The 13,179-nt window shown below is 68.2% G+C and carries 11 protein-coding genes; 3 read left to right on the top strand and 8 right to left on the bottom strand.

The window, feature by feature from the left end; all coding sequences use genetic code 11:
- Positions 1 to 20: 20 nt before the first annotated feature.
- The 5 genes from W7S_RS07410 to W7S_RS07390 are packed head-to-tail and all read right to left on the bottom strand — an operon-like array spanning position 21 to position 6,088.
- Positions 21 to 842: a CoA ester lyase gene (locus W7S_RS07410; RefSeq protein ID WP_008255122.1), complete on the bottom strand. Its 822-nt coding sequence runs from the start codon at positions 840 to 842 to the stop codon at positions 21 to 23.
- Positions 839 to 1,336 carry a MaoC family dehydratase gene (locus tag W7S_RS07405; RefSeq protein WP_008255121.1) on the bottom strand — a complete coding sequence of 166 codons (498 nt, stop codon included), beginning with the start codon at positions 1,334 to 1,336 and terminating at the stop codon, positions 839 to 841. The genes W7S_RS07410 and W7S_RS07405 overlap by 4 nt, the downstream gene beginning before the upstream one ends.
- Complete coding sequence (locus W7S_RS07400) at positions 1,333 to 2,499, bottom strand: acyl-CoA dehydrogenase family protein (RefSeq protein WP_008255120.1); 1,167 nt, start codon at positions 2,497 to 2,499, stop codon at positions 1,333 to 1,335. The genes W7S_RS07405 and W7S_RS07400 overlap by 4 nt, the downstream gene beginning before the upstream one ends.
- Positions 2,496 to 4,493 carry an acetyl/propionyl/methylcrotonyl-CoA carboxylase subunit alpha gene (locus W7S_RS07395; RefSeq protein WP_008255119.1) on the bottom strand — a complete coding sequence of 666 codons (1,998 nt, stop codon included), beginning with the start codon at positions 4,491 to 4,493 and terminating at the stop codon, positions 2,496 to 2,498. The genes W7S_RS07400 and W7S_RS07395 overlap by 4 nt, the downstream gene beginning before the upstream one ends.
- A gap of 5 nt (positions 4,494 to 4,498) precedes the next feature.
- The gene (locus W7S_RS07390; RefSeq protein WP_008255118.1) at positions 4,499 to 6,088 is read right to left on the bottom strand and encodes a carboxyl transferase domain-containing protein; all 1,590 of its coding nucleotides are present in this window, start codon (positions 6,086 to 6,088) and stop codon (positions 4,499 to 4,501) included.
- Between the two features lie 195 nt (positions 6,089 to 6,283).
- Between W7S_RS07390 and W7S_RS07385 the strand changes: the two genes are divergently transcribed.
- Complete coding sequence (locus tag W7S_RS07385; RefSeq protein ID WP_008255115.1) at positions 6,284 to 6,940, top strand: TetR/AcrR family transcriptional regulator; 657 nt, start codon at positions 6,284 to 6,286, stop codon at positions 6,938 to 6,940.
- A gap of 63 nt (positions 6,941 to 7,003) precedes the next feature.
- Positions 7,004 to 7,783: an MmpS family transport accessory protein gene (locus tag W7S_RS07380; protein ID WP_020822085.1), complete on the top strand. Its 780-nt coding sequence runs from the start codon at positions 7,004 to 7,006 to the stop codon at positions 7,781 to 7,783.
- Positions 7,784 to 7,846: 63 nt separating this feature from the next.
- On the opposite strand, the gene W7S_RS07375 is transcribed toward W7S_RS07380, so the two are convergent.
- Positions 7,847 to 9,199, bottom strand: coding sequence for an MFS transporter (locus W7S_RS07375; protein ID WP_036428674.1), 1,353 nt, complete (start codon positions 9,197 to 9,199; stop codon positions 7,847 to 7,849).
- Positions 9,200 to 9,267: 68 nt separating this feature from the next.
- Between W7S_RS07375 and cmrA the strand changes: the two genes are divergently transcribed.
- A complete protein-coding gene (gene cmrA, locus W7S_RS07370; RefSeq protein WP_008255108.1) occupies positions 9,268 to 10,074 on the top strand; it encodes a mycolate reductase in 807 nt (268 codons plus the stop codon).
- A gap of 137 nt (positions 10,075 to 10,211) precedes the next feature.
- On the opposite strand, the gene W7S_RS07365 is transcribed toward cmrA, so the two are convergent.
- Both W7S_RS07365 and W7S_RS07360 read right to left on the bottom strand, forming a co-directional pair.
- Positions 10,212 to 11,405, bottom strand: coding sequence for an IS30 family transposase (locus W7S_RS07365; protein WP_369751691.1), 1,194 nt, complete (start codon positions 11,403 to 11,405; stop codon positions 10,212 to 10,214).
- A 98-nt stretch (positions 11,406 to 11,503) separates the two neighbouring features.
- The gene (locus tag W7S_RS07360; RefSeq protein WP_008255099.1) at positions 11,504 to 13,072 is read right to left on the bottom strand and encodes a helicase HerA-like domain-containing protein; all 1,569 of its coding nucleotides are present in this window, start codon (positions 13,070 to 13,072) and stop codon (positions 11,504 to 11,506) included.
- Positions 13,073 to 13,179: the final 107 nt, after the last annotated feature.

The raw sequence follows: 13,179 nt of genomic DNA, 5'->3' as shown, positions 1-13,179 counted from the left end.
GCTGGAAAGCCATGAAACGGTCAGCCCGGGACGGTCTCACCCGCCCTGCGCAACGTCATCTGCGCGTGCTTGAGCACCGGTGAGTCGACCATCTGTCCTTCGAAGGCGAAGACCCCGCGCTCGTTGCGCGCGGCCGCCAGCACCCGTCGCGCCCAGTCCAGCCGGTCCTCGCTGGGGCGATACGCCTCGCGCACCACCGGGATCTGGCTCGGGTGGATACACACGGTCCCGCCGAACCCCAGCGCGACGGCGTCCTCGGCCTCGGCCCGCAAGCCGTCGAGGTCGCGGATGTCGAGGTGGACCGCGTCGAGCGCCACCCGGCCGAAGGCGGACGCGTTGAGCAGCGCCGTCGACCGCACATGGTGGGCGACGTCCCGGTACGTGCCGTCGGCCCGGCGGCTGGAGCTACCACCGAGCGTGGCGACCAGGTCCTCGGCGCCCCACATCAGCGCAACCGTGCCCCGGACCGCCGCGATTTCGGTGGCGAAGACCGCGCCGCGCGGCGTCTCCAGCAGCGCGATGACGTCGCGGGGCGCCAACGCTTCCACCTGCGCCGCCGATTCCGTCTTGGACAGCATCACCGTGGTGTAGGCGGTCGCGGACAGGGCCTCGAGGTCGCGGGGGTATTCGTCGGTGTCGGCGGCGTTGATGCGCACGACGGTGCGCTCGGGGTCCAGCGGCGTCTCCTGCAACGCCTTGCGGGCGGCGGGCTTGTCCGCCTCGGCCACCCCGTCCTCGAGGTCGAGGATCACCACGTCGGCCGCGGCGGCGGCCTTCGCGAAACGTTCGGGCCGGTCGGCCGGGCAGAACAGCCATCCGGGGCCGGCGGCGTGCAGGTTCACTTGGCCTCCTGGTTGGACGGGCGCTTCTGGACCAGCGTGGTGCGCGCGGCGCGCGCGACGACGTCGCCGTGCTGGTTGCGTCCGGTGTGCTCGAGGGTGACGATGCCCTCGCCGGGCCGGCTCTTCGATTCCCGCTTGGCCGTGCACACGGTTTCGGCGTACAGGGTGTCGCCGTGGAAGACGGGTTTGGGGAAGGACACCTCGGAGAAGCCGAGATTGGCCACGATGGTGCCGAGCGTCAGTTGCGACACCGACAGTCCGACCACGGTGGAGAGGGTGAACATGGAGTTCACCAGGCGCTCGCCCCGAAAGCCCGGCTGCTCGGCCGCCCAGGCGGCGTCGAGGTGCAGCGACTGGGTGTTCATGGTCAGCGTGGTGAACAAGACGTTGTCGGCTTCGGTGACCGTACGGCCGGGGCGGTGCAGGTAGGTGGTGCCGATCTCGAACTCTTCAAACCACAAGCCGCGCTGGACAATCGACTTGCCGTCCGTCATGACAGTCCGAGCGATCGCGCGATGAGCATCAGTTGCACCTCGGTGGTGCCCTCACCGATTTCGAGGATCTTGCTGTCGCGGTAGTGACGCGCCACCGGATACTCGTTCATGAAGCCATACCCTCCGTGGATCTGCGTGGCGTCGCGGGCGTTGTCCATCGCCGCTTCCGACGCGATCATCTTCGCGATGGCCGCCTCCTTCTTGAAGGGCTTGCCCGCCAACATCTTTGCAGCGGCATCGTAATACGCCGTGCGGGCGACATGGGCACGCGCTTCCATTCGCGCGATCTTGAAGCTGATCGCCTGGTACGAGCCGATCGGCTGGCCGAACGACTGGCGTTCCTTGGAATACTTGACGCTCTCGTCGACGCAGCCCTGCGCCGCCCCCGTCGCCAGCGCGGCGATCGCGATGCGGCCCTCGTCCAGGATCGACAGGAAATTCGCATACCCCCGGCCACGCTCGCCCAGCAGGTTCTCCTCCGGGACCCGGGCGTCGGCGAAGCTCAGCGGATGAGTGTCCGACGCGTTCCAGCCCACCTTGCTGTAGACCGGTTCGACGGTGAAACCCGGTGTGCCGCTGGGCACGATGATCGTCGAGATCTCTTTCTTGTCTCCCCCGACGCTGCCGGTGACGGCGGTGACGGTGACCAGCGAGGTGATGTCAGTGCCCGAGTTGGTGATGAACTGCTTGCTGCCGTTGATCACCCACTCACCGCCCTCGAGCCGCGCGGTGGTGCGCGTCGCACCCGCGTCGGAGCCCGCGCCGGGCTCGGTGAGCCCGAAGCCGGCCAGCGCCCGGCCGGCAGTCAGGTCCGGCAACCACCTGGTCTTCTGCTCCTCGGTACCGAACCGGTAGATGGGCATCGAGCCCAAACCCACACCGGCCTCGAGCGTGATCGCCACCGACTGGTCGACCTTGCCGAGTTCCTCGAGCGCCAGCGACAGCGCGAAGTAGTCGCCGCCCATGCCGCCGTACTCCTCGGGGAACGGCAGGCCAAACAGGCCCATCTCCCCCATCTTCGCGACGACCTCGTACGGAAAGCTGTGCTCCTCATCGTGTTTGGCCGACACCGGGGCCACCACGGTGCGCGCGAACTCGGCGACCGTGTCGCGAAGGTCCTCGTATTCCTTGGGGAGGGTCCCCGCGGTTATGGATGTGGTCATGTCTCGTCCTTGCTTTCTTCTTCCGGGATCAGCCGGGCCAGCACCTGATCCACGGTCACCTGATCACCCACGGAGACCAGCACCTCCACCTGCCCGGAAACGGGTGCGGCCAGCGAGTGTTCCATCTTCATCGCCTCGATGACGACCACCACGTCGCCTTCGGAAACCTCGGTGCCGGAGGGGGTTTGGACGGCGATCACGCTGCCCGGCATCGGACTGAGGATCTCGGCCCGCTGCGCGCCCACGGCGCGATGGATCTTGTTCTCCTCGGCCTCGCGCAGGTGCCAGGTGCCCCGCTCGTCGGCGATCCACAGGTGCCGGTCGGCTTCGGCCCACCGGTAGTCGCGGCGCAGGCCGTCGATCACCGCGCTCATCCGTGCCGGCTCGACTTGCACAGCGGCCGAATAGGTTTCCCCGTCGCCGACCTGCACCGTGGCGGACTCGGGAAGCCCCCACACGGACACGGTCTCGCTGCGCAGCGGGGTGCGCATGTCGGTGCGAACCGGCGCCGCGCTGCCGCCCACGCGCCATCCCGTGGGCGCCGCCCAGGGATTGCCGGCGAAGTGGCGCGCCCGGGACGCCAGGGCCGATTGCCGATAGAGGCCGGCCGCCGCGAGCACGTCGTCGGGGGCCGGCAGCGGCGCGAAGTCCGCCAACCGCTCGTCCAGCAGGGCGGTGTCCAGGTCGCCGGCGCGTACCCGCTCGTCGGCGAGCAGGAACCGCAGAAATTCGATGTTGGTTTGCACGCCCAGGATCGCGGTTTGGCTCAGCGCCCGGTCGAGTGTCGCCAGCGCCTCGTCCCGGTCGGCCCCGTGGGCGATCACCTTGCTCAGCATCGGGTCGTAGTCGCTGCCGACCAGCGTGCCGGGCAGCAGCGACGAGTCGACCCGCACGCCGTCGCCGGAGGGTTCGAAGACCCGCAGCACCCGGCCTCCGGTGGGCAGGAATCCGCGCGCCGGATCCTCGGCGTACACCCGCGCCTCGATCGCGTGCCCGTGCAGTTCGATGTCGTCCTGGGCGAACGTCAGCTTCTCGCCGGCGGCGACGCGCAGTTGCCACTCCACCAGGTCCAGCCCGGTGACGGCCTCGGTGACCGGATGCTCCACCTGCAGGCGGGTGTTCATCTCCATGAAGAAGAACTCGTCGGGACGCTCGGCGGAGACGATGAACTCGACCGTGCCCGCGCCGACGTAGTCGACGCTGCGCGCGGTGTTGCAGGCGGCCGCCCCGATGCGCGCCCGGGTGGCCTCGTCGAGCAGCGGCGAGGGTGCCTCCTCGATGACCTTCTGATGGCGTCGCTGCAGGCTGCACTCCCGCTCGCCGAGGTGCACGACGTTGCCGTGCGTGTCGGCGAGCACCTGCACCTCGATGTGCCTGGGGCGCAACACAAACCGTTCCAGAAACAGCGTGTCGTCGCCGAACGCGGAGGCGGCCTCGCGCCGGGCGCTGACCAGCGCCTCGCGCAGCTTCGCCGGCTCCTCGACCAGGCGCATGCCCTTGCCGCCGCCGCCCGCCGAGGGCTTGATCAAGACGGGGTATCCGACCTCGTCGGCGGCCGCGACCAGCGCGTCGTCGCTCAGCCCCGGTTTGGCCACGCCGGGAACCACCGGAACGTCGAAGGCGGCAACCGCGTTCTTCGCGGTGATCTTGTCGCCCATCACCTGAATCGCCTGCGCGGGAGGCCCGAGAAACACGACACCGGACCGCTCGCAGGCCGCGGCGAAATCGGCGTTCTCGGAGAGGAATCCGTACCCCGGGTGGATCGCCTGAGAGCCGGTGCGCACGGCCGCGTCGACGACCTTGTCGATGCTCAGGTAGCTCTCGCGCGCCGCGGCCGGTCCCAATCGGACGGCCTCGTCGGCCTCGAGGACGTGCCGCGCGCCGGCGTCGGGATCGCTGTAGACGGCCACCGAACGGATGCCCAGGCGGCGCAGCGTCCGGATCACCCGCACGGCGATCTCGCCGCGGTTGGCCACTAATACTGTCTCGAACACTGCACTCACATCCGGAAGACGCCGTAGGAGACGGGTTCCAACGGTGCTTGGGCGCACACCGAAAGGGCAAGCCCGACAAATGTTCTCGTGTCGGCCGGGTCGATGATCCCGTCATCCCACAGCCGGGCCGTCGAATAGTATGGGTTGCCCTGGTCCTCGTACTGCCCGCGGATGGGCGCCTTGAACGCCTCTTCCTCGTCGGCCGACCACGGTTTGCCCGCCGCGCTGAGCTGCTCACCGCGCACGGTGGCCAGCACCGAGGCGGCCTGCTCGCCGCCCATCACCGAGATCCGGGCGTTGGGCCACATCCACAAGAACCGCGGCGAGTACGCCCGTCCGCACATCGAATAGTTGCCGGCCCCATAGGATCCGCCGATCACCACGGTCAGTTTGGGCACCCGGGCGCAGGCGACGGCGGTGACCATCTTGGCGCCATGCTTGGCGATGCCGCCGGCCTCATAGTCCCGGCCGACCATGAACCCGGCGATGTTCTGCAGGAACAGCAGCGGGATCTTGCGCTTGTCGCACAATTCGATGAAATGCGCTCCCTTCAAAGCGGATTCGCTGAAGAGCACCCCGTTGTTGGCCACGATCCCCACCGGGTGGCCGTGGATGTGGGCGAACGCGGTCACCAGGGTCTTGCCGTAGTTGGCCTTGAATTCGCTGAATTCGCCGCCGTCGACCAGGCGCACGATGACCTCATGCACGTCGTAGGGCACCCGCGGGTCCGGCGGCACCACGTCGTAGAGCTCCGTCTGCGCGCACGGCGGCGGGACCGGGGATCGCACCTGCCACGGGCTGGGCTCGCGCGGGCCGAAGGTGGCCGCGATCGAGCGGACGATCCGCAACGCATGTTCGTCGTCGTCGGCGAGGTGGTCGGTGACACCGGACACCCGGGAGTGCAGGTCGCCGCCGCCGAGCTCCTCAGCCGACACGATCTCGCCGGTCGCCGCCTTGACCAGCGGCGGGCCGCCCAAAAAGATCGTGCCCTGCTCGCGCACGATGACGGCCTCATCGCTCATCGCCGGCACGTAGGCGCCGCCCGCGGTGCACGAACCCAGCACCGCGGCGACTTGCGGAATTCCCTTGGCGCTCATGGTCGCCTGGTTGAAAAAGATGCGGCCGAAGTGCTCGCGGTCCGGAAAGACCTCGTCCTGGCGCGGCAGGAAGGCCCCGCCGGAGTCCACCAGGTAGATGCACGGCAGCCGGTTCTGCAGCGCCACCTCCTGCGCGCGCAGGTGCTTCTTGACCGTCATCGGGTAGTAGGTGCCGCCCTTGACCGTCGCGTCGTTGGCGACGATCACGCACTCGCGCTCCGACACCCGGCCGATCCCGGTGATGATGCCGGCGCCGGGAGATTCGTCGTCGTACATGCCGTCGGCGGCCAGCGGTGAGAGCTCCAAGAACGGGCTGCCGGGGTCGAGTAGGCGGTCCACCCGTTCGCGCGGCAACAGCTTCCCGCGGCTGACGTGACGTTCCCGTGCGCGCTCGTTTCCGCCGAGCGCGGCCGCGGCCAGCCTGGTGTTCAGCTCGCCGACTAGCCGGCGGTGCTCATCGGCGAACGACGCCTCGGGAGCCTTCGCGGGCGAGGTCATCACCTTGTCCATCGCCGCAGCAGCCTCCTTGCCGTCGGGCGGGCCAGCTTTTGAGTTAATGGTCATTAACTCGGTGCCTGAGAATACCATTGCCGGCGTTGCCGGTCCAGGGGGCACCGTGCCCGGCGAATAACGCGAGTTAATTGCGAATAACTCGTGCTACGTTGGTGACGATTCACCACACGGAGGTCCGTCATGACAACGTCTGCCTCCGAAGGCCAGGCCGCTGGCGCTGAGGCCCCAAATCGTCGGAGCCAGTTGAAATCCGACCGCCGCCTACAACTGCTGTCCGCCGCCGAGCGGCTGTTCGCCGAGCGTGGATTTCTCGCGGTCCGACTGGAGGACATCGGCGCCGCGGCCGGCGTCAGCGGTCCCGCCATCTACCGGCATTTCCCCAATAAGGAATCGCTTCTGGTCGAATTGCTGGTGGGCATCAGCACCCGGCTGCTCGCCGGCGCCCGGCAGGTGCGGGCCCGAAACTCCGATGCTTCCGCCGCGCTGGACGGCCTGATCGACTTCCACCTCGACTTCGCCCTGACCGAACCCGACCTGATCCGCATCCAGGATCGCGACCTGGCGTACCTGCCCGGGGCGGCCGAGAAGCAGGTGCGCAAGGCGCAGCGTCAATACGTCGAGGTCTGGGTGGGGGTCCTGCGCGAACTGAGCCCCGAGCTGGCCGAGGCCGACGCCCGGCTGACCGCGCACGCCGTGTTCGGCCTGCTGAATTCGACGCCGCACAGCATGAAATCCCCCGATACGTCGCGCAGCAAGGGCGCGGGCGCCGCACGATCGCGCGCCGTCATGCGGGCGATGACGATCGCCGCGCTCGAGGCCGGAAACCAGTGCCCCTGAGCTCCCCGCCACAAGGTGAGTAAGCGCTTCAGCGCCCCGCACAGGTACCCTGCAAGCCATGAGGTGGACATGAACGATTCACGTCCCACCGAGCGGTTTAGTCCATCGCTACCGGGGCCGCAACAGCGCGGGTACGCGCCGCCCGCCGACCCCGCGTACGCCGATCAGACGCCGTACGCGCCCACCTATGGCGGGACGATGCCGCCCTGGGCGGCCACCGCCAACGAGACGAACACGACAAAGCGGTTACCGGCGTATTGGCAGCAAGAGCTGCCGCCGTCGGACGACCCGCACTCGCGGGGCATGGCTCCCCCACCTCCCGAGGGGCCGAAATCGCCGCGCTGGCTGTGGATCGCCGCCGGCGCGGCGGTGCTGCTGGTCGTCGCCTTGGTGATTGCGCTGGCGCTCGCCAACGACGCGATCAAGACCCAGACCGCCGTTCCGCCGTTGCCGGCGATGCCAGAAACGACGCCGGAGAGCCCGACCCCGTCGGCGCGTAAGTCGCCGACCCTCATCCCGGCGCCGATACCCCCGACGAGCGGCCCCGAGCTGCCCACCTCGACGACGGGTCCGGCGGCAATGCAAGACGTCGTCTACACCGTCACGGGCGAAGGCCGCGCGATCAGCATCATGTACATCGACACCGGCGACCTCATCCAGACCGAATTCAACGTCGAGCTGCCGTGGAGCAAGCAGGTCAGCCTGGCGAAGTCGGCGGCGCACCCGGCCAACGTCACGATCGTCAACATCGGGCACAGCGTCACCTGCACCGTCACCGTTAACGGGGTTCAGGTGAGCAAGCGCGTCGGCGGGGGGCTGACGATCTGCGACGCGCGGGGCTAGTGCCGATCGCAAGCGCGGCGCATGCGCCGGGCGCAGCGGGTCGGCCCATCGGGCTGAGGCGCCCTACGACGGCTCGGCCACGGCTTCGGTGACCGGGACCCCGCGCTGCGGGACGCGGACCACCAGCATCGCCACCAACCCGGCGATCAAGACCAGCGAAATCCCGCCCAGGCCGGCGCGCACGGCGCCGAACACGTCGACGAACACCGAGAACAGCCATGGCGCCAGGAACGCTACCGCCCGCCCGGTCATGGTGTAGAGGCCGAACGCGACGCCTTCCCGGCCGTGTTTGGCCATCTGCAGCAGCAGGGCGCGCGACGACGACTGCGTCGGCCCGATGAACATGCACAGCAGCAGCCCGCACACCCAGAAGGCCGCCGGGCCGGACGACGCCATCAGGGTCAGTCCCAGGGTGATGATCGCGGCCAGCGAGGCCACGATGACGGGCTTCGATCCGACCCGGTGGTCGACGAACCCGCCCAGCACGGCGCCCACCGCGGCGACGACGCACGCCGCCACCCCGAAGATCAGCACGTCCGCCTGGGAGATGCCGTACACGTTCACGCCGAGCACCGCGCCGAAGGCAAAGATCGCCGCCAGCCCATCCCGGAACAGCGCGCTGGCGACCAGGAAGTACACCAGGTTGCGGTCGCGGCGCCATTCCGCGGAAACCTCGGTCCACAGCTTGCGGTAACCGCCCAGCATGCTCGTGGGCTGATACAGCTCGGCCGGCCCGCTCAGCCGTTGCGCCACGAACAGCAACGGCAGCGCGAACACCGCCAGCCAGGCCGCCGCCACCAGCATCGCCTCGCGGACATAAAGCCCGTCCTGCAAGGGAATTCGCAGCAGTCCACGCGTCGCGCCCGGTCCCGAGCCCGATCCGGAGATGAATCCGGTGTAGATCACCAGCAACAGCAGGACGCTGCCGCCGTAGCCCGCCGCCCAGCCGAATCCGGATATCCGGCCGGCGGTCTGCGGTGTCGAAAGCTGGCGCAGCATGGCGTTGTACGGGACGCTGGCCAAGTCGCCGCAGGCCGCCGTCGCCCCCAGCAGCACCAGGCCCGCCCACAGGTAGCCGGGCCGGTCGCGGATGAAGAACATCGAGGCGGTCAGCGTCACCGCCGCGGCCGTCAGCACGCTCAGGGCCACCCGCCTGCGATGCGGTGACTCCACCCACACACCGACCGCGGGCGCCAATATCGCGACGGTCAGCCCGGCGATGGCCGCGGCCCGGCCCAGCCAGCTCGCCGGGGTGGTGCTGCCCCCGATGCCCACCCCGACGCTGCTGGTCAGATACACGGCGAAGACGAACGTGGCCACGATCGCGTTCAGGCCGGTCGAGCCGCAGTCCCACAGCGCCCACGCCACAACGCGAGATCGCACGGGGGCGGCGGAACGCAACTCCGGCTGACTCATGCCCGGCACTCTAGCGGCGCCACCGATCGGCTGCGGATCGCGTTTCGCCGGCTGTCTACGATTGGCGCATGCCGGTACCCGCTCCAAGCCCCGAGGCGCGCGCCGTTGTCACCGGAGCTTCGCAGAACATCGGTGAAGCGCTGGCCACCGAACTCGCCGCCCGCGGACACAATCTGATCGTCACCGCGCGACGCGAGGATCTGCTGAAGGATCTCGCCGCCCGCCTGAGCGACCAGTATCACGTCACCGTCGACGTGCGACCCGCCGACCTGGCCGACCCGGGCGACCGCGCGAAACTGTGCGACGAGCTGGCCGCCCGCCCCATCTCGATCCTGTGCGCCAATGCGGGCACCGCGACGTTCGGTCCGGTGGCGACGCTCGATCCGGCCGGCGAGAAGGCCCAATTGCAGCTGAATGTCTTAGGGGTGCATGACCTTACGTTGGCGGTGCTGCCCGGCATGGTCGAGCGCAGGGCTGGCGGCATCCTGATTTCCGGTTCGGCCGCGGGCAATTCGCCGATCCCCTACAACGCCACCTACGCGGCCACCAAGGCGTTCGTGAATACCTTCACCGAATCGCTGCGCGGCGAGTTGCGCGGGTCCGGCGTCAACGTGACGCTGCTGGCGCCCGGCCCGGTGCGCACCGACCTGCCCGCCGACACCGAAGCGTCGATCGTGGAGCGGCTGGTGCCGGACTTCCTGTGGATCTCTACGGAGCACACGGCCCGGGTGTCGCTGGATGCGTTGGGCCGCAACAAAATGCGCGTCGTTCCCGGACTGACGTCCAAGGCCATGTCGGTGGCGAGCGGGTACGCCCCGCGCGCCATCGTGGCGCCCATCGTGGGCGCGTTCTACAAAAAGCTCGGCGGCGGCTAGGCGCGGGGCGGGTTGGGCAGCCCTCCTCTCACGGTCGTGCTGGCCCTCCGCTCACGGTTCGGGCCGGCCCCTCCGCTCACGGTCGTAACGCAGCGGCGGTTTTGCGCGCTCAAAGTCAAGTGGCTAATGCATTTTTGTTAGGCGGCTTGGTCGAGGAGGGCGGCCAGGCGTTGGGCGGGGGTGTCGAGGTCAAGGGTTGGGCGCGGTCGTCGGTTGAGGGTGTCTTGGATGCGTTTGAGGTCTGCTGGGGTGTAACCGCTGAGGTCGCTGCCCTTTTCGAACCAGAAGCGCAGGAGGCGGTTGGTGTTTTCGTTGGTGCCGCGTTGCCAGGGCGAGTGCGGATTGCAGAAATAGACCGGGGTGTTGAGTTGCAGGTGAATGTCGCGCCAGCGGGCCATTTCGCTGCCACGGTCCCAGGTGATTGATCGACGAAGGTGTTCGGGTAACTGGCGCATCGCTTCGATCATCGCGCCGGCCACCGTCTCGGCGGTGTGATCGCCGGGCAAATGCAGCAGCATCGTAAAGCGGGTGGACCGCTCGACCAGGGTGCCGATGGCGCTGTTGGGGCCGACGATCAGATCACCTTCCCAGTGGCCGGGCACCGCGCGGTCGGCGGCCTCGGCGGGCCGGTCGCTGATGGTGAACACATCGTGGAATTTCCCCCGCCGTTCGGTGTGGTCCCGGGATTTGCGGGCCGCGCGTTTCGTCGACAAACGCTTACTCAGGTCGGCGCGCAGTTGACCACGAGTTTGGACGTAGAGGCACTGGTAGATGGTTTCGTGGCTCACCCGTGCCAGCCTGTCATCGGGGTGATCGCGCGCCAAGACATCGGCGATCAGTTTGGGACTCCATCCCTGATCCATCCAGTCCTCTATGGCCTCGCATAGCGCGCGGTCTTGGAGTTTGAATGCTTTGGGACGCTTGGCTTTCTTGGCGGCGCGGGCATGGGCAAGACCAGCGTGGTAATCCCCGTCGGGATTGCGATTGCGTTTGAGCTCACGGGAGATGACGCTGGCGTCGCGGTCGAGCTCGTCGGCGATCTCGACCTGGGTGAGGCCCTTGTCCAGACCCCGCATAATCACCAGGCGTTCATCGAAACTGAGCCGGTGTCCCCGCGCGCCCGGCCGGGTCAGATCACCTGGTTCGGCAAGGCCGGTATCAGAGCCCGTACCACTTCGTAATTGCATTGATCCAGCGTCATGCCACCAGCTCCATCCGGTCTGGATCGACACACCGACCTGACGGCCGGCTTCACGCAATGATTCCCCTGCACACACCCGATCAAAGAACTCTCGCCGCATCGAACGCGGATAAGCAACTGACACCTGCAACCTCCTCAAACGTGGAAATTGCATTGACCGTATGAATCTGCCGCGCGATTCTTCGCCGTGGCGTTACGCCCGCGATCGACGGCGACGGAGGCACCCCACTACTTTCGGCGGCGGCGACCGCCGGTGCCACCGAAAATGCTTCTCACCGCTTCGCGTATCGCCGTGTTGATGCCGCTTTTCACCGTCGGGTTCTGCAGCACTTCCTCCCACATCGACGGCCCCTTTTCCCCCTTGGGTTCCGCCGGCTCCGGCATCGGCGGGACGGGTTCGTTCGCGGGGACGGGCGGGTAGTCGGACTGGGCTTGGGGCGCCTGCGGATCCTGGGGGGCCGGCTGGGGTCGCGCCGGGGGCTCAGCCGTGTGTCCGTACTTTGCCTGCAGCGGACTGTCTTTGGCCGCGGCCCCGATGGCCTCGTTGCCGATCGACGCCATCAGCGAGCGGGGCACCCGCATGCGGGTCCACGCGACCGGGGTGGGCGAGCCCTTCTCGGAGAGCACGGTCACGACGGCCTCGCCGATCCCGAGCGACGTCAACGCCGACTCCAGGTCGTAGACATCGGTTTTCGGGTAGGTGCGCACGGTCTTGGACAGTGCCTTCTGGTCGTCGGGCGTGAACGCCCGCAGCGCGTGCTGAATCCGCGCGCCCAACTGGGACAGCACGTCGTTGGGCAGGTCGGTGGGCAACTGGGTGCAGAAAAACACCCCGACGCCCTTCGAGCGGATCAACTTGACGGTCTGCTCGACCTGCTCGAGGAAGGCCTTGGACGCGTCGGCGAACAACAGGTGCGCCTCGTCGAAGAAGAAGACCAGCTTGGGCTTGTCGATGTCGCCGACCTCGTCCAGGACGGTGAACAGGTCGGCCAGCAACCACATCAGGAAGGTGGAGAAGATGACCGGGCGCAACGACTGTCCGCCGAACTCCAGCAGCGAGATGATGCCGCGGCCGCCCTCGACGCGCAGCAGATCGTTCGGGTCAAGCTTCGGCTCGCCGAAGAACGTGTCGCCGCCCTCGCCCTCGAGGTTCACCAGCGCGCGCAGGATGACGCCGGCCGTCGTGGACGACACCCCGCCAAGGGATTTCAGGTCGGCCTTGCCCTCGTCGCTGGTCAGGTGAGTGATGGCATCACGCAGGTTGGCCAGGGTGACCAGCTGGTAATTCTTTTCCTTGGCCCAGTGGAAGATCAGGCCCAGGGTGGACTCTTGAGTGGCGTTGAGCCCCAACACCTTTGACAGCAGAACCGGGCCGAAGCTGTCGACGGTGGCCCGAACCGGAACGCCGAGCCCATCGGTGCCCAGCGACAGGAACTCAACCGGGAAGCCCGTCGGAGTCCAGTCGTCTCCCGTGTCGCGGGCACGTGCGGCGGTTTTGTCGTCGCCCTTCCCCGGTGCGGACAACCCGGACAGGTCGCCCTTCACATCGGCCATCAGCACGGGTACACCCGCGGCGCTGAGCTGTTCGGCGATCAGCTGCAGCGTCTTGGTCTTGCCGGTTCCGGTGGCGCCGGCCACCAGCCCGTGCCTGTTCACGGTCGCCAGCGGAATGCGGATCTGCGCCGTCGGATCGGCGGCGCCGTCGACCACGACGGTGCCCAATTCCAGTGCCTGGCCATCGACGGCGTAGCCGTCCGCGATCCGGCTCGCCGGCGTTGCGGCTGAATCGGTGCTCATCGTGCTGCGCCCCCTCTTCCCCAGTGATTCGGCATGCAGTTCGACAACGCTCACCCTACTTCTCGGGCGGACCCGGGGGCGAGGCCCAACGGCGACCCGCCGCGCCC

Origin of the sequence: Mycobacterium sp. MOTT36Y (genome assembly GCF_000262165.1) — a bacterium.
Lineage (GTDB): Bacteria > Actinomycetota > Actinomycetes > Mycobacteriales > Mycobacteriaceae > Mycobacterium > Mycobacterium intracellulare.
The sequence above is the reverse complement of the archived record's forward strand: the minus strand, read 5'-3'. Positions and strand labels throughout refer to the sequence as shown.